Here is a 23,253-nt window from a genome sequence, read left to right on the forward strand (position 1 = left end):
TCAGATTTAGTCTTTTTTCTTTTTTTTCTTTTTGTCCTTGTCTTTTTCTTTTTCCTTTGCTTTCGTTTTCTTCTCTTTTTTCGGACTTAAGATTTCTTCAGCGACTTCAAACTTCGGTTCTTCAGTTTTGGTCGGTTTTATTTCGATTTTAAGATCAAAATAACCTTTCATATCTTCCTTGGAGATTAATTTTTCGCTTAATAAAAGCTCCAGAATTTCCTTCCCTGAATTTTTGAAAAAGTTATGCGAAAGTTCTTTCAATAGAAATTTTTTATACTCTTCCAACGGGACCAGCACAGTGTATTTGAAGATTCTTCCTTCTTTTACTGTTGACAGATAGCCTTTTTCAACTAATATTTTCAAATAAGTGGAAACCGTATTCTGGTGTGGTTTCGGTTCCGGATGCTGCTCCATAACGTCCTTCAGATAGAAAGATTCCATTTTCCAAAACAGCTTCATAAAGTTTTCCTCTGCGGCAGTAAGATGATTTATTTTCATAGAGTATTCTAATGTTGAAATTGAATATTGCAATAAAGATAAATAAAAGATACCATAAAAGCTATTCCAGCGCCCATAAATACTTCTTTTACGGTATGCCTTTTTAGAATCACACGGGTAATTCCCACCAAAACAGCAATTCCCAGCCACACCAGACCCATTTTCCAGTCAAGAGAGAAAAACAGTGCGGCCACAAATATATTAAATGCTGTATGCATCGAACTTTTGATGAAAAGATTGCTGATCTGAAGGGCAAAGAGAAGAATTAAAATAAACAGCATAATAAGATCAATATATCCGTTTTTAATGTAATTAAAAATAAGATAGGCAATCACACAGGTGGCAATAAATATATAGAGTGTTTTCCTTTGAACCCGGTTGGATACATCCATGTTGGTGTATCTGCCTGTTTTCACATTCCATACCAGCCATATAATAACGGGAATGATAATCATTAATGATACAGGAAGAAAATACAGAACAGAATCTTTAAAGGAATATTTGCTGATGCTCATATATACAAAAAAAATAATCAGAGAGACCAGCGGATTAAAAAAATCAGAGATGACTTTTGAAATTTTGTGTAGTAATGAAGACTGTTTTTCTTCCATAATAAAATTTAAAGATCAAATATACCAATATAACTTCAAAAATAAATGAAAACCATGAGGTGCCTTGAATAGAATGGTTTTGTAAATGTTTAGCTATCAGTATTTTTGAGGAATTGGAAATGTTTCAACTTTAAACCATATTGTTAAATTTAATTAATGTCATAAAGTATAGAATGTTAATCATAAGACTTGCCCAATGAAAAAAGAAACCATTCGAATAACCAAAAAGGTATGTTAACAATAATTAAAAATGAAAGATACAGACGAGTGAGTATGAAGAAATGCAGATGTTTCATTCTGATTTACTATTTTATAAAACCATGATAAACAGGAGTGTTTTATATATATCATAGTTGGAAAGCAGCAGAGAGAATACTGTTGTATGAAAGTATGCAGGGCTCGAAAATTAAGAATAATCCATTCAGCCCGCAAATAGATTTTACAGAAAAATTGAAAAGTTATCTATGTATAGAATAAAAACAAAGTTTTTTTCATAATTTTGCTCAACTATTTCATCATAAAAAAGCAAGAGCTAACACATGAAAGAATTTTCTAAAGAGGTATACCTGAAGTGGTATGAAGATATGACAATGTGGAGAAGGTTTGAAGACAAATGCCGTTCTCTTTACCTAAAACAAAAGATCAGAGGATTTTTACATTTGTATAACGGCCAGGAAGCTATCCCTGCCGGATTTACACATGCAATGGATCTGACAAAGGATAGTATGATTACTGCTTACAGATGCCACATCCATCCAATGGCGATGGGAGTGGATCCTAAAAGAATCATGGCAGAACTTTGTGGTAAAGCTACAGGAACATCCGGAGGTATGGGTGGATCTATGCACATTTTCAGTAAAGAACACCGTTTTTACGGAGGACATGGTATTGTTGGAGGACAAATTCCATTAGGTGCAGGTATTGCTTTTGCAGATAAATATTTCGACAGAAAAGCAGTGAACATCTGTTTCTTTGGTGATGGTGCTGCAAGACAGGGTTCTTTACACGAAACCTTCAACATGGCAATGAACTGGAAACTTCCTGTCGTATTTGTTGTAGAAAACAACCAATATGCAATGGGAACTTCTGTGAAAAGAACTGCCAACCACGAAGATATCTATAAATTAGGATTAGGATACGAAATGCCTTGTCTTGCCGTAGATGCAATGGATCCTGAGAAAGTAGCAGAAGCTGCTTACGAAGCTATTGAAAGAGCAAGAAGAGGTGACGGACCTACTTTCATTGAAGCAAGAACCTACCGTTACAGAGGACACTCTATGTCTGATGCCGAGCCATACAGATCTAAAGAGGAAGTAGCTCTTCATAAAAATGATGACCCGATCGAACTTATAAAACACAGAATTTTAGAAAACGGATGGGCTACAGAAGCGGAATTGGAAGCTATGGATAATAAGTCAAGAGACTTTGTTGAAGAGTGTATTGAATTTATGGAAAATTCTCCATACCCGGATGCTGAAAAAATCTATGAGTATGTATATGCTCAGGAAGATTATCCATTCCTAGACAAATTAGAAAACTAAAAGATAATGAGTTAATTTGACAATTTGAGAATTTGAAAATGTGATAGAATATGTCCTTTTTTAATTTTCAAATTTTCAGATTGCTAAATTTTCAAATTAAAATAAATTATGGCAGAAGTAATTACGATGCCCCGCCTGTCCGACACTATGACGGAAGGTAAGGTGGCAAAATGGCATAAAAAAGTAGGTAATAAAGTAAAAGAAGGAGATATTTTAGCTGAAATTGAAACTGATAAAGCAGTTCAGGATTTCGAATCTGAAGTAGAAGGCACCCTTTTATACATAGGTGTAGAAGAAGGCGGTGCTGCTGCTGTAGACTCTGTTTTAGCAATTATCGGAAATGAAGGGGAAGATATTTCAGGATTAACAGGCGGAGCAGCTGCTCCGGGTGCAGGTTCTGAAGAAAAAAAATCAGAAGAACAGCCTAAAGCTGAGGCGCCTGTAACAGAATCTGCTGCGGCAGAGGTTCCGGCAGGAGTAGAAATTATTACAATGCCAAGACTTTCTGATACAATGACAGAAGGTAAGGTAGCTAAATGGCATAAAAATGTAGGTGATACAGTAAAAGAAGGTGACCTTCTTGCTGAGATCGAAACAGATAAAGCAGTACAGGATTTCGAATCTGAATTCAATGGAGTACTATTAAAGCAGGGTGTAGAAGAAGGAGGTGCTGCTCCCGTAGACTCCGTATTGGCAATTATTGGCCCTGCAGGAACTGATGTTTCTGCTGTAGGCGCTCCAAAAGTGGCTGCTCAGTCTGCTGAAAAACCAGCTGAACAAAAACCAGAAGCTAAAACAGAAGAAAAAGTTGCTCCGGCTGCTAATTCTTCATCTTCTGACAGAGTTGCAATTTCTCCACTGGCTAAGAAAATGGCTCAGGATAAGGGAGTGGATATCAACAGTGTTCAGGGATCTGGTGAAAACGGAAGAATCATTAAAAAAGATATTGAAAACTATCAGCCAGCTGCGACACCGGCTTCTTCGGCTCCGGCAGCAAGCGCTGCTCCTGCTGCAGTAAGCTTCGTACAGGGCGAAGATACAGAAACTGCAAACTCTCAGGTAAGAAATATCATTGCGAAACGTCTTTCTGAAAGCAAATTCTCTGCGCCTCACTATTATCTGATGGTTGAGATCAATATGGATAAAGCAATTGAAGCAAGAAAAGAAATCAATTCTTTACCTGATACCAAGATCTCTTTCAATGATATGATCATTAAAGCGACTGCCATTGCTTTAAGAAAACACCCTCAGGTAAATTCAAGCTGGGCAGGTGATAAGATCATCCACAGAGGAAATATCAATATTGGAGTAGCGGTAGCTATTCCGGACGGATTGGTAGTGCCTGTATTGAAAAATACAGATCAGATGACCTATACTCAGATTTCTGCATCCGTAAAAGATATGGCTTCAAGAGCTAAAAGTAAAGGTCTTAAAGCTAACGAAATGGAAGGATCCACATTCTCTATTTCTAACTTAGGAATGTTCGGGATTGAGACATTTACAAGTATCATCAACCAGCCAAACTCTGCAATCCTTTCAGTAGGAGCAATTATCGAGAAGCCAATCGTGAAAGATGGTCAGATCGTAGTCGGAAATACCATGAAACTTTCATTGGCATGTGACCACAGAGTGGTAGACGGCGCTACAGGTGCTCAATTCTTACAGACATTAAGAACCTATTTGGAAAGTCCGTTAACGTTGTTACTGTAATTTTCTGAATTGAAAATATTTAAAACCTCTCAATCCGGGAGGTTTTTGTTTTTTGATAAATTAAAATGCAGATTTCTAATAAACCTTATAGGTTTTAAATAAACTCTAAAAAGAAAATCATACTTTTTATATAAGTTTTATGGCTTAAATAAGATGGAAATAATTAAAAAAATTAATGAAAAAGACTGATATAAATGGATTAAGAAAATCTAATCATCCTAAAAGTAAAATAAAATATAAACCGCTTCAAAAAGCGGTTTTTTATTTGCAGGCAATTCACTATTTTTGAATCATGATTAAAGCAAGAAATGTCCATAAATCTTATGGGAATTTAGAAGTACTGAAAGGAGTTGATATTCACATCAAAACAGGAGAGGTAGTTTCTATTGTAGGAGAATCAGGAGCAGGTAAATCTACATTGCTTCAAATTTTAGGAACGCTGGATCACCCGAGCCAATCCGGAAAATATAATACTGAAATCGAAATAGCAGGAGAGTCATTTATTAATATGAATGACAAACAGCTGTCGAAATTCAGAAATCAGAATATTGGTTTTGTATTTCAGTTTCATCAGCTTCTTCCGGAGTTTACAGCGCTGGAAAATGTATTGCTTCCTACAAAAATAGCAGGAGCCAATGAAAAAGAAGCACTTGAAAAGGCGTATGCTCTATTTGAAGATTTAAAAATAGAACAAAGACTGCAGCATAAACCCAATCAGCTTTCAGGTGGAGAAGCGCAAAGAGTAGCGGTAGCAAGAGCTTTAATCAACTCTCCCAAAATTATTTTTGCCGATGAGCCCACAGGGAACCTGGATTCCAAGAACGCGGACGATCTTCACCGGTTGTTTTTTGATCTTAGAGACAAATACAATCAAACATTTGTGATTGTAACCCACAACCCGAATCTTGCAGAAATTACAGACCGTAAGCTTGTTATGAAAGACGGAATGATCATAGAATAGCAGTAGAGAACACAGGATGATGAAACCTTTTATTTTTCTTTTTTTAATTTTACTTTCATGTTCAAAAGCTGAATCCCGGCAGTTGAACCTACTGCACATTCCTCAGACAAGGATTTCGGAGGTTAAAAATTATATCAAAGGAAAAGAATATAACCAGGAACTGGCTGTTTTTATTAATTTTAAAATACCTTCCGGGAAATACCGTTACTTCATTTATAATCTGAAAAAGAATATCGTTGTACAAGAGGCTGTCGTCTCTCATGGCTCAGGTTCTGTCATTCCAAAATCGGACGCTTTGAAATTTAGCAACATTGAAGGATCCTACCAGTCATCTCTTGGGAAATATGTCATCGGAGAAAGCTATGTAGGAAAATTTGGAAAAGCTTACCGTTTAACAGGACTGGATTCTACCAACAGTAATGCTGTACAGAGAGCCATTGTTCTTCATTCTTACGGATGTATTCCGGATGTTGAATCCAATAACCGGACATGTCTGAGTTTAGGATGTCCCATGCTTTCGATCAATGCTTTTAGAGAAACCGCTAAATACATTGACCAGTCAAAGAAGCCGATAATTTTATATGCATTCTATTAATTTATAATAATCTCTTTCCATGGCTATAAAATTTCTTGCAGCAGATGACAGACCCAGAGAGAAGTTTTTGCAGAAAGGCAAAAGCTCACTTTCTGATTCTGAGCTGCTAGCTATTATTATGGGAAGTGGAAATAAAGACGAAAACGCTATAGAGCTGGCACGGAAGATTTTAAATTCTGTCAATAACAGCTGGAATCAGCTAAGCCTTCTTTCTGTTAAAGACCTGATGAAATTTAAAGGAATTGGTGCTATAAAAGCTATTTCAATCATTTCAGCTTTAGAAATCGGAAGAAGAAGAGCGGTACAGGAAATCCCTGAAAAGATAATCATAGGCAACAGTCATGATGCTTATGCGGTTCTTAGAAACCAGCTTGCTGATCTGAGAACAGAAGAGTTCTGGGCAATCTTTCTTAATAACAGCAATAAAGTGATTCATATTTCCAGGCTAACACAAGGAGGAATCAGTCAGTCTATTGTAGATGTACGAACTCTTTATAAAACAGCACTGGATCATTTCTCAACAGGCATTATCATTGCCCACAATCACCCTTCGGGAAGCTTAACGCCAAGCCGGGAGGATATGAATATTACACAAAAAATAAAAGAAGCAGGAAATACCTTGAGTATTCAGCTTTTAGACCATATTATTGTTACTCAGGATTCTTATTTAAGTTTCTCAGATTCAGGGTTATTATGATTAGAAGATTAAAATACCATGAAATTGATTTTGTAAAATATGCTCAATGTTTAGAAAATTCCGAACAGAGAAAATATTCTGCTACAAAAGATTTTTTAGACACTACTTCAACAATGCCCTGGGAAGTTCTGGTTTATAAAGATTATGAAGCAGTAATGCCTGTCCCTTTTGTAAGGAAATACGGGATAAAAATTGTACACAATCCGAAACTTTGTCAGCAGCTTGGAGTTTTTTCCTGGAAAGATAATGTAGATCTTAATGAGGCTTTTTTAGAATATCTGGAGAAAAATTATATGATAAGGGCATATCCGTTCAATGATCTCAATCAGCTCCGCACAAAAATCAGGATCAAAAAAAATTTTTTATTATATCCTGATGCTTATGAGAAAGTATACAGCAGATATTCACCCAAAAGAAAACGAAAACTTCGGTTAGACGAGGCTATTTTAAAAGAATCAGAAATCAAAATGATCTCTTATGACAAAGCAAAAACCTTTATTGAAGCCAACACGATAGGACTGAGTAAAGACAATGATCTGAGCGAATTTATGAGGATCTTTGAAAGCTTTCATAAACTGGGATATCTTCAATTTACAGCTTTTTATTACCAGCATAAGATTGTAAATGTGATTGCTACCTATACAGACTGTAATATGGTGGCACTCTTAGGTAATTTTAATGATAAAGAGTATGTGAAATTGTCAGGAGCATCCGTATTGATTGATCATATTATTAAAGAAAATATCGAAACCCATATTTTTGATTTTGAAGGAGGAGAGCTGCCCAATATTGAAGAATTTTTCAGAGGATTCCGTCCGGAATTAAGACCTTACGGAATTATTGAGAATTCAAAGAAAAACCTTTTTAAAAAATTAGGATATCTGATAGTAAGAGGTAAGCCTTTTTTATGATGAAAAGCATTGTTTAGATTGGTTCTAATTAAGTAATATTCCGTAACTTTATAAAATTCTTAGTAAAACAGTTATGCTACAACAGATTCGCCAGTACAAATTATCATACATGCTTTATAACCTGTTTAAAAAGAGTAAACTAAAGCATAATATTCCACTGTATAAAAAATACGGAATCAATAAGAGCTATTTTTCAAGTATTTCGAGTAAAGATTTTGCGCATCTTCCGGCGAATGGAAGAACTTTGGATTACGCAAAACTTAAGGAGACTCCATTTTTTAAGAAGCTTACTGATGAAAATAAAGAAAGTGCTCTCCAGTATGATGATAATGGATATATGATTCTGAGAAATTTCCTCACTCCCGAAACGGCAGATCAAATCAATAGGGAAATTGACAAACTGATGCAAGACGGCACCCTGAAATTTATTTACGGAGGAAAACTCATGTTCGCTATCCATCATTCAGAAATCATTAAAAATATAGGCAGTGATAAAGAACTGTTAGACTTTTTGTCTGTTTTGCTTGACGGAAAATCAAAACTTTTCCAAAGCATTAACTTTATCAACGGAAGCCAGCAGAAAACCCATTCAGACAGTATTCATATGACTACTTATCCGCTAGGAGGATTACTGGGAGTATGGATTGCCCTGGAAGATGTAGATGAAACTAACGGAGCTTTGCATTATATTCCTAAAAGCCATAAACTTCCTTATTTCCTGAATTCTGATTATGATAATGAAGGGACTGCTTTAAAAATTGGTAAGAAAAGCTACAGAGCTTATGAAACTTTCCTTGAAGATAAAGTAAAAGAATTAGGGCTGAAGAAAGAAGTCTTTAAAGCAAAAAAAGGGGATTTATTAATCTGGCATGCCAATATTCTTCACGGCGGAGAACCCCACACAGATAAAAACAGAACGAGAAAAAGCCTTGTATACCATTTCTTTGATGAAAATAGCGTGTGCTATCACGAAGTAACCCAAAGGCCGGCCTTGTTTGAACTGTAGCAGATCTGCTCTTCTAAGCCTTTTAGCAATACAAATTTAAAAGATAGTTTTTTTACATTTGTATTCTTATAATATCAGTGTATGGAAAAAAAGAAGAATATTCTTGTTTTTATATTTTCAATCTATGTATGCTTCATGTCATACTACCTGTATGCCAATCATTATTACAACACTGATATGGAAGCCTATATGGGGCTCGTTTATAGAACGGAATACCCTGAAATGAAAATTGAAGAAATTCATAAGAAGGTATATGATGAACTGCGGGAAAAGAACCCTGATTTTGCGGGATTAGGTCCTGTAGATACTATGGTGGAAGAAGTAGCGGAAGGGGAAAGTACTTATTACAAAGTATTGTCAGAAAATCCAAAAGCCTATGAAGAAGAATTGCAGCTTTTTGCGGTGAAACCTTTTTATAATTTTATCAGCTGGTCATTATTTAAGCTTGGTTTCAGTGCTTCTGTCTCCATCTCTTTAATTTCAGTTATTTCGTATGCTTTGATACTTATTCTGATTTTCAGCTTTCTGATAAAAACCCTTAAAAATTATTCTCTTGCATTTATACTTACAGTTTTAATTTCGCTGTTCAAACCACTTCCAGAGGCGGCCAGACATGTTTCTGCGGATTCTTTATCATGCATGCTGCTGCTTCTAAGCTTCTATGTATTTTTAATGAAAAGAAATTTGTTTTTTGCAGGAATCTTTGCCATGCTGTGTGTACTCACAAGGCCGGAATATTTTATTTTTTATTCATTCCTGTATGCCCTGATTTATCTTTATAGAAACAGGCTCCAGCTGAAAACAGGCCCATTGCTGATATCATATGGATATTTATTTCTTTCCTTCTTTTTAATACAGGTCTTTAATCAGGTTTCGTGGTCTACACTCTTTATGAATCAATTTACTAAAGTTCAGATTTATCCCGTATCACAGCCTGACCCGTTTTCTTTTTCAGATTATATTTACTTCATTAAAAGTAAAATAATGTTGGAGTTCAACGCTTCCTATTTTCCGGTTCTATTGATTTTTATTGTGGTTATTCTGGCGAATCATTTTTCATTCCGCAATAAAAAGAACCTAGCTCAGGCATTATTTTTTGCTGTTGTTTATGGAACCGTTATGCTCAGATTTTTGGTTTTTCCGTCTATGGCAAACAGGATGATGCTGGGCTTTTATCTCGTAATTATACTGGCATTAATTTATATACAAAGTTCTAGAGTGGATATATTTAAAAACTCTTTAGAAGACGGAAAATAATTAGTAATTTTGCAGTCTAAAATTATGACGAGTCTCTCAGGATATTTACCCTATGCATTTGCATTGATTATTGCAATTCCTTTTCTGGTTTTGCTCAGACAATTTGTACATTCATACATTACTCTTAAAAACCAGGAAATCAAACTACTTAGCGTGAAGTCGAATTCAGAGAATAAGGCCCATTCCTATGAAAGAATGACCCTGTTTCTGGACAGGATGAAGCCTTCAAACCTTATCCAGAGGTTCGACAGGGAACTCGCTGTTCATGAATTTATTTTCCTGACAGAAAAATCAATCAATGAAGAATTTGAGTATAACTCATCCCAGCAGCTATACATTACAAAAAATTCATGGAAGAATATTGTAGACTCAAAAAATGCAATTATAGAACTGCTTCATAAAACGTATGACGGGTTGAAAGGAGAAGTTCAGCTGGATGAGTTCAAAACGATCTTCATCATGAACTATATGGAAAGCAACGACTATATTGCTGAAACCATAGAAGATTTAAGAAAAGAAATTTTAATAATAACTTAAAAAATAACAGATAAATAATGATTCCAAATTTTAAAGCACATCCATGGCACGGAATTTCTGCAGGAGAAGATGCGCCAAATGTTGTAAACGTATTTGTGGAAATTGTTCCTTCAGATACTATTAAATATGAAGTAGATAAAGAAACAGGATATTTAAAGGTGGACAGGCCGCAGAAATTCTCTAACATTATCCCTGCTTTATATGGTTTTGTTCCAAGAACATACTGTGATAAAGAAGTGATGAGACTTGCTGTAGAATCAGGAGCTACTGATGTTACAATGGGAGATCATGACCCTCTTGATATCTGTGTTTTAAGTTCTCACAACATCCATGCGGGAGGTTTATTGATGGAAGCTATTCCAATCGGCGGTTTCAAAATGATCGATGGTGGAGAAGCTGATGATAAAATTGTTGCAGTAATGATTAATGACCACGCTTTCGGACACTTCAGAGACATTGCTGAATTACCGGAAGCTGAAGTAAGAAGATTAATGCACTACTTCCTTACGTATAAAAACTTACCGGATGAGCCTGCAAAATGCAGAATTCAGGAGGTTTACGGAGCTGAGCATGCAAGAAAAGTGATCAAAGCTTCTCAAACAGACTATGCAGATAAATTCGGAGGATAAGATTCTCTTAATTCAATACAATAAAAGGATAAACAGATTTCTGTTTATCCTTTTTAGTTAAAAGTACTTCAATAAAGCTGTCATAGCAAACAGAATGTGAAGCAATCTTATCTTAATTCTCTATTACATTTTTATGGGTTTAAATCTATTTTTCCCCGTTCAATCATTCTCCCGGTTCCTTACTACTTTGTTTTCTCAAGGTTTTAAGCATCAGAATGTAAACGCTGTATTGTTATTCTTTTTAATAATAAACTTGGGACTGTTAAATTTTTTAATGCTTTGATGGTAATTATTTATTATATTTAATTTTCTATTACCAAAAAAATATTAAACTATGGATCTATTTATGTTAGTGCCAATTTTTGGTGTCGTAGCTTTACTGTACACATTTCTTCAGAGCAACTGGGTCAATAAACAGAATGCCGGAAATGAAAAAATGAAAATAATCAGCGGTCATATTGCAGACGGTGCAATGGCTTTTCTAAAAGCTGAATACAAAATCTTAACGTACTTTGTTGTTGTAGTTGCCATTTTACTGGCAGTGATGGGATCAACTAATGCCAACTCACACTGGAGCATCGGAATTGCCTTTGTAGTAGGAGCTATATTCTCCGCATCGGCAGGTTTTATCGGGATGAAAATTGCGACCAAAGCAAATGTCAGGACAGCAGAAGCCGCAAGAACCTCACTGTCAAAAGCCCTTAAAGTATCTTTTACAGGAGGTTCTGTAATGGGAATGGGCGTTGCCGGGCTTGCTGTTTTAGGATTGGGAGCATTATTCCTGATTATTAAACAGATTTTTGCTCCCGATGCCACAGTAGATTCCCACGAGATGGAAAGGACAATCGAAATTCTTACCGGATTCTCTCTGGGAGCAGAATCCATAGCGCTTTTTGCAAGAGTAGGAGGCGGTATCTACACAAAAGCTGCCGATGTGGGCGCTGACCTTGTAGGAAAAGTAGAAGCCGGAATTCCCGAAGATGATCCCCGAAACCCTGCAACCATTGCCGATAATGTAGGCGATAACGTAGGAGATGTAGCAGGAATGGGAGCCGACCTTTTCGGGTCTTACGTTGCGACGGTTCTGGCAACCATGGTGTTAGGAAGAGAAACCATTTCGGATGACGCTTTCGGAGGTTTTGCCCCGATTCTTCTGCCTATGCTGATTGCAGGAACAGGAATTATATTTTCAATGATAGGAACCCTATTTGTGAAAATTAATGATAATGAAGATTCATCCACTTCCAGCGTGCAGAATGCATTAAATCTTGGAAACTGGGGAAGCATTGTGATTACTGCTATTGCTTCTTACTTCCTGGTAACCTATATTCTTCCTGAAAAAATGGTTCTCAGAGGTCATGAGTTTACTAAAATGGGCGTGTTTGGAGCGATCATGGTAGGCCTGGTTGTAGGTACTTTAATGAGTATTATTACAGAATATTATACAGCAATGGGGAAAAGACCGGTTTCCAGCATTGTGAGACAATCTTCTACCGGCCACGCAACCAATATTATCGGCGGGCTTTCCGTGGGTATGGAATCCACATTACTTCCGATTCTTGTACTTGCAGGTGGTATCTATGGCTCTTATCTGTGTGCCGGACTTTACGGTGTGGCTATTGCAGCCGCAGGAATGATGGCTACCACAGCGATGCAGCTTGCTATTGACGCATTTGGACCTATCGCGGATAATGCAGGAGGTATTGCTGAAATGAGTGAGCTTCCTAAAGAAGTACGTGAAAGGACAGATATTCTGGATGCTGTAGGAAATACAACGGCTGCTACCGGAAAAGGATTTGCAATAGCTTCTGCAGCGTTGACGGCACTGGCTTTATTTGCAGCCTTTGTAGGAATTGCAGGAATTGATGGTATTGATATTTACAGAGCAGATGTTCTTGCCGGGCTATTTGTAGGAGGAATGATTCCGTTTATCTTTTCATCATTAGCAATTACAGCTGTGGGACAAGCAGCTATGGCGATGGTAGAAGAAGTAAGAAGACAGTTCCGTGAAATTCCGGGAATTCTGGAAGGGAAAGCGCAGCCTGAATATGAAAAATGTGTGGCTATTTCTACTGATGCATCCATCAGAAAAATGATGTTGCCGGGTGCTATAGCAATTATTTCTCCGCTTTTAATTGGATTTATTTTCGGACCTGAAGTACTGGGAGGATTCCTGGCCGGAGCTACAGTATGCGGTGTTTTGATGGGAATGTTCCAGAATAACGCAGGAGGTGCCTGGGATAATGCCAAAAAATCATTTGAAAAAGGCGTTGATATTAATGGTCAGACTTATTACAAAGGTTCAGAGCCTCATAAAGCATCTGTAACAGGAGATACGGTGGGAGATCCGTTTAAAGATACTTCAGGGCCATCGATGAATATTCTGATCAAATTAATGTCAATCGTTTCATTGGTTATTGCGCCTACTTTAGCAGTAATCCATAAAGATAAAATTGAGGCTAACAGAAGAGCGAAAATTGAGAGTCTTACAGGGATTTCCGGTGCTGTAACAGGTGTAAATGGAGATACGAAAATCATTACTGTTGTTCCGGGAGAAATTAAAGGACACCTTAATGAAAATGGTGACTTTGTATATGAAACAGGAAATATTCAAAAAATAAAACTGGATGGAGGGAAAACCATTGCTATTGGAGACGGAAGTCAGCTTTATCAGCTTTATAACGTGGTTAAACAAAAAGATAAATCTGCATTAGACCCCAATAAGTGGTACACGATTGAAAATCTTTATTTTGAAACCGGTTCAAGTGATCTGAAAGAAGAATCTGTACTTCAACTGAATACGTTGGCAGAAATTTTAAATGCCTATCCGGATCTGAAAATTAAATTAGGCGGATATACAGATAACAGCGGTAATGAGGATAGTAATCTGAAGTTATCCAATCTAAGAGCGCAGACGGCAAAATTGAAGCTGCTTGAGTTAGGTATTTCAGCAGACAGAATAGAAGCAGAAGGATATGGATCTCAACATCCTGTATGTGAAGCTAATGATACTGACGAATGCAAAGCAAAAAACAGAAGAATTGATGTAAGAGTACTCGCTCTTTAATCAAGTAAATATAATAAAAGCATCGCCGAGGCGGTGCTTTTTCGTATCTATTCAAGTGATAAAAAATAAATACAGGCGAAAAATATCCACCATCATCTGTGAAAATCTGTGGAAAAAAATAAATACGTGAAAAAATCAAAGATTCCTTTTCAAATGCTCCAAAGCCTGAATAATCAGTTCATCTTTTTTAGCAAAACTAAACCTGATATAATCGGAATTCTGTCTTGAATTATAAAAAGCAGAAAGAGGAAGACAGGAAACCTTTTTCTCAATCGTAAGCCATTTTGAAAACTCCACATCCGTCATTGTTTTAGAAACATTGCGGAAATTGGCAACCTGGAAAACACTTCCTTCCGCCTGTTGTTCGATACAAAGAGGAGTTTCTTTGATCAGTTCATTAAAAATATCTCTTTTTTTCTGCATCATCTCTTTATTGAGCCCTGGATCAAATACATCAAGAAACTTTGCTACAGCATATTGAGCCGGAGCATTGGCACTGTAAGAAATATACTGCTGATGGCATTGGAATTTCGCCGTTAAAGCTTCGGAAGCAAGCATATAACTCACTTTCCATCCGGAAGTATGAAACATCTTCCCAAAAGAAAAAATACAAAAAGTCTTTTCCCGAAGCCCTGGATGAATAAAAGAACTGTAATGTTCAGCGTCATCGTAGCAGTAAGTGTCGTATATTTCTTCGGAAATTAAATAAATATCACGGTCTTTAATCAGTTCATACAATTGAAACCAATCTTCCTTTTTCCATATTTTTCCGGTTGGATTCTGGGGAGAATTGACGATGATTGCTTTTGTTTTTTCTGTAATACAGTTTTTGAAAACATCCCAGTTGATAGCAAAATCACCATCAAGATTATAATAGACGGGTTTTCCGCCATTCATCACAACAGCAGGCCCGTATGTATAGTAAGAAGGCTGGATAATGATGACTTCATCATTTTGATTGAGAATTGATTTGAGGGAAGTATATAAAGCAAAAGTCGCACATGGAACAACGGTAATTTCCTGAGTTGTAATAAGAATTCTATGGGTTCTTTTTGCGTTGAAACGGATAATGCTTTCAATCAGCAGAGGATTTCCGGCAAGAGATTCATAATGATGGGTATCTTTTTCAGCGGCTTCTTTTAAAAATGTTTTAAGGCGTTCATCAATATCAAAATCGGGAAGACCGAGGGAAAGATCAAAGCTTCCATGTCTGACAGCCAGTTCGGACATTTCTGTAAAAAAAGAATAATGAGTAAATCCGTAAATTTTATCCACCTATTTTGTATTTTAATCAAATATAACAAAATTTTAATACCGAATTATGTTTAAAACTTATGTGTTGTTAAATTTGTAATGCATTATATATTATTTCGTCATATGGATCACTCATATTGAGATTCAATAAAAATTGTTACTTTTAAGAAATTTATTCTTTATGAAAAAAGTACTTATTCCGCTGTTTGCAATGGCTGTAATGACCAGTTGCGGAACGGCAAAAATGTCTGACGGGAATGCTTCCCATCCTGTTTCTACAAAACATAACAAAGCATTTAACAATGCTTACAAAGAGATCAATGCAGCAGACTTAAAGAAAAACCTGTATGTCATTGCAGCAGATGATATGGAAGGACGTGATACCGGAAGCAAAGGACAGAAAAAAGCGGGTGAGTATATGGTTAATTACTATAAAAACCTGGGCATTTCAGGACCTAAAGCATTAAACTCTTACTATCAGAAAGTTCCGTCTGAATTTATGAAGAAAAGAGGCGGAGGAAACCTTCCCGATTCTGAAAACATCCTAGCCTTTATTGAAGGCAGTGAAAAACCGGATGAGATTGTAGTTGTATCAGCACACTATGATCACGTAGGAATAAAAAATGGAGTAGTATACAACGGAGCTGACGATGACGGAAGCGGAACTGTTGCTGTAATGGAAATTGCCAAAGCTTTCCAGCAGGCTAAAAAAGCAGGCAAAGGACCTAAGAGATCAATCCTGTTTCTCCATGTTACAGGAGAAGAGCACGGACTGTTTGGTTCAGAGTATTATTCCGAAAATCCTGTTTTTCCGTTAGCGAATACCGTTGTTGACCTTAATATTGATATGATCGGGCGTGATGACCCTGCCAACAGAGGAAAACAATATGTCTATGTGATTGGCTCAGAGATGCTAAGCTCTCAGCTTAAAGTAATTAACGAAGCTGCCAACAAAAGAACCAATAACCTGGAACTTAATTATAAATATGATGATCTGAATGATCCTGAACAATTATATTACCGTTCAGACCACTATAATTTTGCTAAGCATAATATCCCTGTGGCATTTTTCTTTGACGGTATTCATGAAGATTACCATAAACCAGGGGATGATCCTGAAAAAATTGATTATCAGTTGCTGGAGAAAAGAACCCAGCTTGTTTTCACAACAGCCTGGGATATTGCCAACAGAGAAGAAAGAATTGTGGTTGACAGAAAATAAGTATTAATTTTAGATTACATTGAAATACATTGGTAGGCCCAAAGGCATAAAGTATCTTTTATTTACAGCAGTTTGAACATGATCAAATTTTATCGGAGATAAAATCCTTGCGCCTTAAAAACTTCATCCTAAAAATATCTTGCGCCTTTGCGTTTACCAACAAACAATCAACATGAAAACCATAATCCGAGAGGCAAAACTAAAAGACATTCCACAGATACAGATTGTAAGAAACTCTGTGAAAGAAAACACATTGTCGGATCCCGGATTGGTTACTGATGAAGATTGTAGAGAGTTTCTGTTCCAAAGAGGAAAGGGCTGGGTATGTGAGGTGGAAGGTCAGATTGTTGGTTTCTCCATTGCAGATCTGAAAGAAAATAATATCTGGGCACTCTTTGTACATCCTGATTTTGAAAACCATGGAATCGGCAGAAAACTTCATGACATCATGCTCAACTGGTATTTTGAACAAAATAAAGATTCCGTATGGCTGGGGACCTCACCTGGAACAAGGGCTGAAATCTTTTACAGAAAATCTGGCTGGAAGGACGCCGGAACCCATGGAAAAGGAGAAATCAAGTTTGAAATGACCTCTGAAAACTGGAAAAATAAAAAAATATGACACCAAAACTGAAATCCATAAGGCCTTTTATCGGGGCACAGAATTTTGAAATCAGCAGAAATTTTTACAGGGATCTGGGATTTGAAGAAGTTGTTCTGGAACCCAAATTATCATTGTTTATCCGTGAAGAAATTGGCTTTTATCTTCAGGATTACTATGCAAAAGACTGGGTAGACAATACCATGATTTTTATGGAGGTTTCAGATACCGATGAATTCTGGAAGGAACTTCTGGCTTTAGAACTTACAGATAAATATGAAAATGTAAGACTTACTCCTGTAAGAATGATGGATTGGGGAAAAGAGTGTTTTGTACATGATCCGTCTGGAATATTGTGGCATTTTGGTGAGTTTTTTAAGGAAAAAGAAATATGATTTACGCATTCGATACCTACTATTATGAGGATTATGCCAATACCGTGTGTCTTGCATTTGAGGACTGGGCATCTGATAAAGAAGTGGAAACCTTTATAGAACAAACCTCTGTAAGTTCAGCATATGAAAGCGGAGCTTTTTACAAAAGAGAATTACCCTGCATTGTAAGCCTGCTGGAGAAAATAACATTAAAGCTAGGAGATATTATTATCGTTGATGGATATGTTACCCTGGATAATGATGGGAAAATTGGTCTGGGCGGATACCTGTACAAAGAATTGGAAGAAAAATATCCTATAGTTGGGATTGCAAAAAATGAATTTACAACTCCGGATTCCCAGCGAAGAAGTGTAGTACGTGGAGAAAGTAAAACACCGCTTTTTGTAACCGCCAGGGGAATGAATGTGGATGAAGTTCAATTAAAAGTAGCACAGATGCATGGCGATTACAGGATACCTACACTGCTGAAAAAACTGGATCAGCTAAGCAGAACATAAACTTACGGGAAAAGTAAGTTTTTTATTTGTTAGCAATATACCGATTGGTATATTTTGATTATCTTTGTTATATTCCTTGAAAGAAAAAGAGGATTTTTTTTAATTAAAAATATACTGATCGGTATATTTAAAAATAAACCTATGAAAGAAGTATTTATAGTATCAGCAAAACGAACTCCTGTTGGTGGATTTTTAGGAAGCCTGTCCGGATTTACTGCGCCTCAGCTGGGTGCAATAGCCATTCAGCATGCTTATGAAAGTGTCGGACTTGCTCCGGAGCATATAGACAGTGTGTATATGGGAAATGTACTGAGTGCGGGACTTGGGCAGTCACCAGCGAGACAGGCTGCGATTTTTGCTAATATTCCCGTTGATAAAGATGCCACAACCATCAATAAAGTCTGTGCATCCGGAATGAAGTCAGCCATGATCGGAGCTCAGCAGATTCAACTTGGCCTTGACGATGTTGTCATGACCGGAGGAATGGAAAGCATGAGCAATGTTCCGCATTATGTCAAAATCCGTCAGGGAACAAAGCTGGGAGATACCAACCTTACTGATGGATTGATTAAAGACGGGCTATGGGATGTTTATAATGATTTTCATATGGGAAGTGCCGCCGAATTGGGTGTGAAAAAATATGGACTCACCAGACAGGAACTTGATGACTACGCTTTGTTTTCATATCAGCGGGCACAGGAAGCCTCAAAAAACTGTAAATTCAGCAATGAATTGATCCAGATATCAATTGAAGGAAAAAAAGAAACTACAATCGTCGATAAAGATGAAGATATTGACAAACTGATCCCAGAGAAAATTGCTCTGCTGAAACCTGCATTTGAGGCAGGCGGAGCTCTTACAGCTGCCAATTCCAGTAATTTGAACGATGGAGCTGCAGCGATACTATTAGCATCTTCTGAAGCTGTAGAACATCATAATCTGAAGCCATTGGCCAGAATAGTTGCCTATGCAGACGCAGCCCAGTCTCCGGAATGGTTTACCACTTCACCTTCTGTAGCGATTGAAAAACTGCTGAAACAAACTGGCCTTACACTATCTGATATTGACTTTTTCGAAATTAATGAAGCGTATTCTTCCGTGATTTTATCCAATCAGAAAATCCTTGGTTATGGTCTTAACAGGGTAAATATATATGGGGGATCCGTTGCCTTAGGACATCCAATTGGCGCTTCAGGAGCAAGAATTATGACCACTCTGGTGAATGTTTTACGCCAGGAAAAAGGAAAGTATGGAATTGCTGCCATCTGTAATGGAGGAGGAGGTGCTTCCGCAGTTCTCATTGAAAATATAAGCTAATAAGGCTGAAAGTCTTAGTTTTCCTCCTTTATTTAGAAAAGATCTTTCTTGAATTCAAATTTTGAGAAGGATCTTTTTATTTTGTAATGGATTGATTATCCATTAGTAAATCAAATTATTTAGTAAACACTAAAGAATTGATAAGCGTCTATTTTTGCTAAACTGACAAATATCATTACATTGTTATTTTTATTAATTCTAAATAAATATAAATTTGTCCCAAGAAATTTAACGAAGAAAATGAAAAAAATAATTACTCTTTCCGGTACTGTACTTGCTTTGCTGATGAATGCACAGGTGCAATATTGTACACCGGCTTTTCAGTATGGAGCTGATAGCAATATGATTAGCAATGTAAATTTCGGAACGATTAATCTATGGACAGTTTTGTCCCGGGAACTTATCTGATCAAAATTAAAGACGAAGAATCAAAAGCTTATCACAGAAAAGATGATTAAAAAATAGACACATCATATCTAAATCATATCCATATCAATTTTTGTTTTTTAATCGACAGGTCCTTTACCTGTCGGTTTTTTTATTTTGTATAATTATCTGATTTATATATTTTTAGGCGTGTATTATGAACCAGATTCCAGCAAATCCATAAGATCCTGCTTAGAAAATCCCTGAAGTTTCTTTCCGTCAGTGGCAAGAAGATTCTGAGCCAGCTGTTTCTTCTTATTTTGAAGCGTAAGTATTTTTTCCTCTACAGTATTGGAACAGATCATTCTTACAGCAATTACATTTTTGGTCTGTCCTATACGGTAACTACGGTCTATGGCCTGGTTTTCAGCTGCAGGATTCCACCACGGATCCACAAGGTAGATATAATCTGCCTGAGTAAGATTGAGACCGACACCACCAGCTTTTAAGCTGATAAGGAACACACGGATATCTTCATTTTTCTGGAAATTAGCTACTTTTTCTCCTCTGTCTTTAGTTTGTCCCGTTAAATATTCGAACTGGATGTTGTGATGCTCCAATTCTGCCTTTATCAGATCCAGCATTCCGACAAATTGAGAGAAAACAAGGATTTTATGATCTTTTGATTTCCCAAGGATCTGTTCCATCAAAATTTCGATTTTAACAGCATTTTCACCAGAATATCCTTCTTTCATCAAAACGGGTGAATTACATATCTGTCTGAGCCTTGTAAGCCCTGTAAGAACATGCATACTGTTTTTGTTCAGATCATCGTCATCATTAGCTGCAATAAACTCACGAAGTTCTTTTTCATAAGCATCGTAGATCTTGCGCTGTTCCGTATTCATTTCACAGTAGATTACTGTTTCTGTTTTTTCCGGAAGCTCTTTGGCAACCTGTTTCTTCGTTCTTCTGAGGATAAATGGCTTTATCTTCTGCTGAAGCTCCACTGCACGCTTACTGTACTCAAATTTATCAATAGGAACGGCATAAATATCTTTAAAATACTGTTTACTACCCAACAATCCGGGGCAGGCAAAGGAAAGCTGGCTATAAAGGTCAAAAGTGCTGTTTTCGACAGGCGTACCAGTCAGTACAATTCTGTTTCTCGATTGAAGCAGGCGTGCTGCTTTGTATCTTTCCGAATTTGGGTTTTTAATAACCTGTGATTCGTCCAGAAATACATAATTAAAATTAAAATTTTTCAAAAACCGGATATCGGAAAGAAGCATTCCATATGTAGTAAGAACAACTTCGTAATCAGGCATATGAGCCGTTGTTTTTGGTCGGTCTGCACCATAATGAAGCAGAACTTTTATAGAAGGCGCAAATTTGCTGATCTCTTCCTGCCAGTTGAAAAGCAGGGAAGTAGGAACCACAATAAGATTGGTGGTTTGTCCTCTTTTTTCTCTTTGCGAAAGAATAAAAGCAATGATCTGAATGGTTTTTCCCAATCCCATATCATCCGCAAGACATCCTCCGAAGTTGAAACCGTCAAGAAAGTTGAGCCAGTTGAGTCCGTCATGCTGGTAATCCCTTAGCTCAGCATTCAGTGCAGCGGGAATAGCTACTTGCGGGATATTCTTCACGCTGGAAAACTTCGTGGAATAAGAAGTGAGTTCTTCCTGAACCTCTTGGGTCAGAACTTCTTTTTCAAACAGCGAAGTAACCTCTGTAAAATTGATTTTCGGAATCTTTAAAAGTTCTTCATCAATTTCTCCTGCTTGAAAGTAAGCGGATATTTTTTCCATCCATTCTTCAGGGAGAATTCCCATGCTGCCGTCATCCAGCTGAACGAATTTACTCTTATTCCGGATCGCCCGGTGAAGATGTTTTAAGGATGCTTCTTTTGGGCCAAATCCTACTTTTAATTGAGCATTAAACCAATCCAGCCCGCTGGTAATCTGAATATTGATTTTAGCCCGGTTAGGGTTTAATTTGTTGTTTTTCAGCTTGTTAAAACCGAGTATGATGATCCCTTCATTCCGCCAGGTTTCAAATGCTTCAAGAAACCAGTTGTTATCCAGGAACTTATCCCTGTGAAGATAAAAATACTGATAGCCGTCCATCTGTTCTTCAAAATCCGGATGCTGCTGCATCACCAAAGAAGTAAAGCGGGCTTCTGCGGATTCATTTCTTTCTATTTTAAACGGATTTCCATTCTGATCTGTATCAAAAAGCTGCTTTCTGGAATAGACCGGAACTTCTACATCTCCGTATTTCATGACGGGCGTAATACCTATATAATTCTCCTGCTGGCGGAGATAAATGACTTTTTCAGTCTGATAATTTTTTTCTTCAAGCTGTACTTTTGTTGCGGTCTGTATATAGCTGTAATTAATATGAATACGATCTTCTAAATTGGAGAGGGTATTCTTCATAAACGCGTCATATTTTGAAGAATGAATCAGCAAAATCTCATTATTAGCCTTAAAGAACCTGATGATTCTGAGCATGTCCGGATCTTCTACAAAGCTGAAAATGTTTCGGTTATATACAAAATATTCATTTCTGAGAACAATATTTTTAAAAGGAATGGAAATGTCATTAAACAGCAATTCTCCGGTTATTTCAAAAAACGGATCTTTCTTAAATACAGATAATTGAACCTCCGCATCTAAAGTGTTTAATTCAACCTGACAAAGTGACTTTGCGGAAACTGTTTCAGCAATTTCACGGTCGTGATAATAGACTTCCAGTTCCAGAGGATTCTGTACAATGAGCTTTAAAGCTTCCAGTTCTGATGGATTGTAATCTTCATTGTAATTATTCTGGAAAGAGGTAATGGCAGTATAAAATTTGATGTCTTTTGGCTTCTCTGCTTTCCATATCAGCTGCATGGCATCTACAGGAGTGACAGGATTTTTTATTTTCCCTGTCTGTGTTATTTCTGCCTCCATGAGCGAAAAGGTCATATGATTGTAATAACGGTGTTTACCGATAACCAATATTTGTTTTTTACCTGTTTCCAGTACGGCCAGTTCATCCAGTTTAGAAGGAAGCTGGGAAAGAAGAGCTCCTGCCAGTATCACATCATCTACAGGAAGCATTTCCTTGATCTTGGGAAGTATTTCAAGTTTACCATCGGCATATTCCACCTTAAAATATTGATCCAGATCCGGTTCGTTTTCAAGACCATATCCTTTAGCTTTAGGCAGCAATGTTTTTTTGCGTAGAGTTTCATCAAAAAACAAAAGGTAATTTTTATCCTCAATAATGCAGTGGATAATTTCTGCCTGATGAGAGCAAAGCTGGTCTTTAGGATGATCACAGGTACAGGAGCAAAGCAGTGAACTGCCTATTTTGCTGATGGTAACCATCGGAAAATCCTGTAATGATGACTGTTTTGTAAATATTCCTGAATTATTTTCAATAGCAACGGGATAGATTTCACGAAAATCCCTGATCCCGATAAATGTACTGTCTGAGGTATGTTTCAGCAGGTCGTATACGGAAAGTGTACTGATATTGATGTTGTCAAGAATATATTCTGCCATAAAAATAGATGGTGACAAACTTAC

The 23,253-nt window shown here is 36.9% G+C and carries 21 protein-coding genes; 17 read left to right on the forward strand and 4 right to left on the reverse strand.

Annotated features, from left to right (window positions below):
• Positions 1 to 6: 6 nt before the first annotated feature.
• Together ACP3T3_RS02505 and ACP3T3_RS02510 are read right to left on the reverse strand one after the other, a co-directional pair.
• Positions 7 to 498, reverse strand: coding sequence for a BlaI/MecI/CopY family transcriptional regulator (locus ACP3T3_RS02505; protein WP_426478357.1), 492 nt, complete (start codon positions 496 to 498; stop codon positions 7 to 9).
• Between the two features lie 8 nt (positions 499 to 506).
• Positions 507 to 1,109, reverse strand: coding sequence for a phosphatase PAP2 family protein (locus tag ACP3T3_RS02510; RefSeq protein ID WP_426478358.1), 603 nt, complete (start codon positions 1,107 to 1,109; stop codon positions 507 to 509).
• 539 nt (positions 1,110 to 1,648) lie between these two features.
• Here ACP3T3_RS02510 and pdhA point away from each other — a divergent pair.
• The 11 genes from pdhA (at position 1,649) to ACP3T3_RS02565 (ending at position 14,020) form a co-directional block, all read left to right on the forward strand.
• Complete coding sequence (gene pdhA, locus ACP3T3_RS02515) at positions 1,649 to 2,650, forward strand: pyruvate dehydrogenase (acetyl-transferring) E1 component subunit alpha (protein ID WP_114821875.1); 1,002 nt, start codon at positions 1,649 to 1,651, stop codon at positions 2,648 to 2,650.
• 108 nt (positions 2,651 to 2,758) lie between these two features.
• On the forward strand, positions 2,759 to 4,360 hold the full coding sequence (locus tag ACP3T3_RS02520; RefSeq protein WP_426478359.1) for a 2-oxo acid dehydrogenase subunit E2: 1,602 nt from the start codon (positions 2,759 to 2,761) through the stop codon (positions 4,358 to 4,360).
• Between the two features lie 292 nt (positions 4,361 to 4,652).
• Complete coding sequence (locus ACP3T3_RS02525; RefSeq protein ID WP_426478360.1) at positions 4,653 to 5,321, forward strand: ABC transporter ATP-binding protein; 669 nt, start codon at positions 4,653 to 4,655, stop codon at positions 5,319 to 5,321.
• An 82-nt stretch (positions 5,322 to 5,403) separates the two neighbouring features.
• The gene (locus tag ACP3T3_RS02530; RefSeq protein ID WP_426478361.1) at positions 5,404 to 5,916 is read left to right on the forward strand and encodes a murein L,D-transpeptidase catalytic domain-containing protein; all 513 of its coding nucleotides are present in this window, start codon (positions 5,404 to 5,406) and stop codon (positions 5,914 to 5,916) included.
• 19 nt (positions 5,917 to 5,935) lie between these two features.
• Complete coding sequence (radC, locus tag ACP3T3_RS02535) at positions 5,936 to 6,613, forward strand: RadC family protein (RefSeq protein WP_426478362.1); 678 nt, start codon at positions 5,936 to 5,938, stop codon at positions 6,611 to 6,613.
• Positions 6,610 to 7,524: a hypothetical protein gene (locus tag ACP3T3_RS02540; protein ID WP_426478363.1), complete on the forward strand. Its 915-nt coding sequence runs from the start codon at positions 6,610 to 6,612 to the stop codon at positions 7,522 to 7,524. Before radC ends, ACP3T3_RS02540 begins: the two co-directional genes overlap by 4 nt.
• A gap of 73 nt (positions 7,525 to 7,597) precedes the next feature.
• Complete coding sequence (locus ACP3T3_RS02545; RefSeq protein WP_426478364.1) at positions 7,598 to 8,530, forward strand: phytanoyl-CoA dioxygenase family protein; 933 nt, start codon at positions 7,598 to 7,600, stop codon at positions 8,528 to 8,530.
• Between the two features lie 81 nt (positions 8,531 to 8,611).
• Entirely contained in the window at positions 8,612 to 9,787 is a 1,176-nt protein-coding gene (locus tag ACP3T3_RS02550) for a hypothetical protein (RefSeq protein ID WP_426478365.1), read from the forward strand.
• Between the two features lie 24 nt (positions 9,788 to 9,811).
• Positions 9,812 to 10,324 (forward strand): hypothetical protein, encoded by a 513-nt coding sequence (locus ACP3T3_RS02555; protein ID WP_426478366.1) that lies wholly within the window; start codon positions 9,812 to 9,814, stop codon positions 10,322 to 10,324.
• 17 nt (positions 10,325 to 10,341) lie between these two features.
• A complete protein-coding gene (locus ACP3T3_RS02560) occupies positions 10,342 to 10,953 on the forward strand; it encodes an inorganic pyrophosphatase (RefSeq protein ID WP_089691215.1) in 612 nt (203 codons plus the stop codon).
• Positions 10,954 to 11,287: 334 nt separating this feature from the next.
• On the forward strand, positions 11,288 to 14,020 hold the full coding sequence (locus ACP3T3_RS02565; protein ID WP_426478367.1) for a sodium-translocating pyrophosphatase: 2,733 nt from the start codon (positions 11,288 to 11,290) through the stop codon (positions 14,018 to 14,020).
• Between the two features lie 135 nt (positions 14,021 to 14,155).
• Here the strand turns inward: ACP3T3_RS02565 and ACP3T3_RS02570 are convergent, their stop codons facing one another.
• Complete coding sequence (locus ACP3T3_RS02570) at positions 14,156 to 15,295, reverse strand: aminotransferase class I/II-fold pyridoxal phosphate-dependent enzyme (RefSeq protein ID WP_426478368.1); 1,140 nt, start codon at positions 15,293 to 15,295, stop codon at positions 14,156 to 14,158.
• A gap of 160 nt (positions 15,296 to 15,455) precedes the next feature.
• Here ACP3T3_RS02570 and ACP3T3_RS02575 point away from each other — a divergent pair, with 160 nt between their 5' ends.
• The 6 genes from ACP3T3_RS02575 to ACP3T3_RS02600 all read left to right on the forward strand — a co-directional run bounded on the left by ACP3T3_RS02575 (position 15,456) and on the right by ACP3T3_RS02600 (position 19,714).
• Positions 15,456 to 16,496, forward strand: a complete 1,041-nt coding sequence (locus tag ACP3T3_RS02575; protein WP_426478369.1) for a M28 family metallopeptidase — start codon at positions 15,456 to 15,458, stop codon at positions 16,494 to 16,496.
• A 172-nt stretch (positions 16,497 to 16,668) separates the two neighbouring features.
• Positions 16,669 to 17,118 carry a GNAT family N-acetyltransferase gene (locus ACP3T3_RS02580; protein ID WP_426478370.1) on the forward strand — a complete coding sequence of 150 codons (450 nt, stop codon included), beginning with the start codon at positions 16,669 to 16,671 and terminating at the stop codon, positions 17,116 to 17,118.
• Positions 17,115 to 17,492 carry a glyoxalase gene (locus ACP3T3_RS02585; RefSeq protein WP_426478371.1) on the forward strand — a complete coding sequence of 126 codons (378 nt, stop codon included), beginning with the start codon at positions 17,115 to 17,117 and terminating at the stop codon, positions 17,490 to 17,492. The genes ACP3T3_RS02580 and ACP3T3_RS02585 overlap by 4 nt, the downstream gene beginning before the upstream one ends.
• Entirely contained in the window at positions 17,489 to 17,989 is a 501-nt protein-coding gene (locus ACP3T3_RS02590) for an endonuclease V (protein ID WP_426478372.1), read from the forward strand. Before ACP3T3_RS02585 ends, ACP3T3_RS02590 begins: the two co-directional genes overlap by 4 nt.
• A 141-nt stretch (positions 17,990 to 18,130) precedes the next feature.
• Positions 18,131 to 19,306, forward strand: coding sequence for an acetyl-CoA C-acyltransferase (locus tag ACP3T3_RS02595; protein ID WP_426478373.1), 1,176 nt, complete (start codon positions 18,131 to 18,133; stop codon positions 19,304 to 19,306).
• Between the two features lie 240 nt (positions 19,307 to 19,546).
• On the forward strand, positions 19,547 to 19,714 hold the full coding sequence (locus tag ACP3T3_RS02600; RefSeq protein ID WP_426478374.1) for a hypothetical protein: 168 nt from the start codon (positions 19,547 to 19,549) through the stop codon (positions 19,712 to 19,714).
• 173 nt (positions 19,715 to 19,887) lie between these two features.
• On the opposite strand, the gene ACP3T3_RS02605 is transcribed toward ACP3T3_RS02600, so the two are convergent.
• On the reverse strand, positions 19,888 to 23,229 hold the full coding sequence (locus ACP3T3_RS02605) for an SNF2-related protein (protein ID WP_426478375.1): 3,342 nt from the start codon (positions 23,227 to 23,229) through the stop codon (positions 19,888 to 19,890).
• Between the last annotated feature and the right edge of the window lie 24 nt (positions 23,230 to 23,253).

It is taken from the genome of Chryseobacterium sp. CBSDS_008 (assembly GCF_049959325.1).
Taxonomy (GTDB): Bacteria; Bacteroidota; Bacteroidia; order Flavobacteriales; family Weeksellaceae; genus Chryseobacterium.

Bases quoted from the DNA above. Each gene is read 5' to 3' on its own strand.
- ACP3T3_RS02505 (WP_426478357.1), bottom strand. From the start codon at position 498: ATGAAAATAAATCATCTTACTGCCGCAGAGGAAAACTTTATGAAGCTG.
- ACP3T3_RS02510 (WP_426478358.1), bottom strand. From the start codon at position 1,109: ATGGAAGAAAAACAGTCTTCATTACTACACAAAATTTCAAAAGTCATC.
- pdhA (WP_114821875.1), top strand. From the start codon at position 1,649: ATGAAAGAATTTTCTAAAGAGGTATACCTGAAGTGGTATGAAGATATG.
- ACP3T3_RS02520 (WP_426478359.1), top strand. From the start codon at position 2,759: ATGGCAGAAGTAATTACGATGCCCCGCCTGTCCGACACTATGACGGAA.
- ACP3T3_RS02525 (WP_426478360.1), top strand. From the start codon at position 4,653: ATGATTAAAGCAAGAAATGTCCATAAATCTTATGGGAATTTAGAAGTA.
- radC (WP_426478362.1), top strand. From the start codon at position 5,936: ATGGCTATAAAATTTCTTGCAGCAGATGACAGACCCAGAGAGAAGTTT.
- ACP3T3_RS02540 (WP_426478363.1), top strand. From the start codon at position 6,610: ATGATTAGAAGATTAAAATACCATGAAATTGATTTTGTAAAATATGCT.
- ACP3T3_RS02545 (WP_426478364.1), top strand. From the start codon at position 7,598: ATGCTACAACAGATTCGCCAGTACAAATTATCATACATGCTTTATAAC.
- ACP3T3_RS02550 (WP_426478365.1), top strand. From the start codon at position 8,612: ATGGAAAAAAAGAAGAATATTCTTGTTTTTATATTTTCAATCTATGTA.
- ACP3T3_RS02555 (WP_426478366.1), top strand. From the start codon at position 9,812: ATGACGAGTCTCTCAGGATATTTACCCTATGCATTTGCATTGATTATT.
- ACP3T3_RS02560 (WP_089691215.1), top strand. From the start codon at position 10,342: ATGATTCCAAATTTTAAAGCACATCCATGGCACGGAATTTCTGCAGGA.
- ACP3T3_RS02565 (WP_426478367.1), top strand. From the start codon at position 11,288: ATGGATCTATTTATGTTAGTGCCAATTTTTGGTGTCGTAGCTTTACTG.
- ACP3T3_RS02575 (WP_426478369.1), top strand. From the start codon at position 15,456: ATGAAAAAAGTACTTATTCCGCTGTTTGCAATGGCTGTAATGACCAGT.
- ACP3T3_RS02580 (WP_426478370.1), top strand. From the start codon at position 16,669: ATGAAAACCATAATCCGAGAGGCAAAACTAAAAGACATTCCACAGATA.
- ACP3T3_RS02585 (WP_426478371.1), top strand. From the start codon at position 17,115: ATGACACCAAAACTGAAATCCATAAGGCCTTTTATCGGGGCACAGAAT.
- ACP3T3_RS02590 (WP_426478372.1), top strand. From the start codon at position 17,489: ATGATTTACGCATTCGATACCTACTATTATGAGGATTATGCCAATACC.
- ACP3T3_RS02595 (WP_426478373.1), top strand. From the start codon at position 18,131: ATGAAAGAAGTATTTATAGTATCAGCAAAACGAACTCCTGTTGGTGGA.
- ACP3T3_RS02600 (WP_426478374.1), top strand. From the start codon at position 19,547: ATGAAAAAAATAATTACTCTTTCCGGTACTGTACTTGCTTTGCTGATG.
- ACP3T3_RS02605 (WP_426478375.1), bottom strand. From the start codon at position 23,229: ATGGCAGAATATATTCTTGACAACATCAATATCAGTACACTTTCCGTA.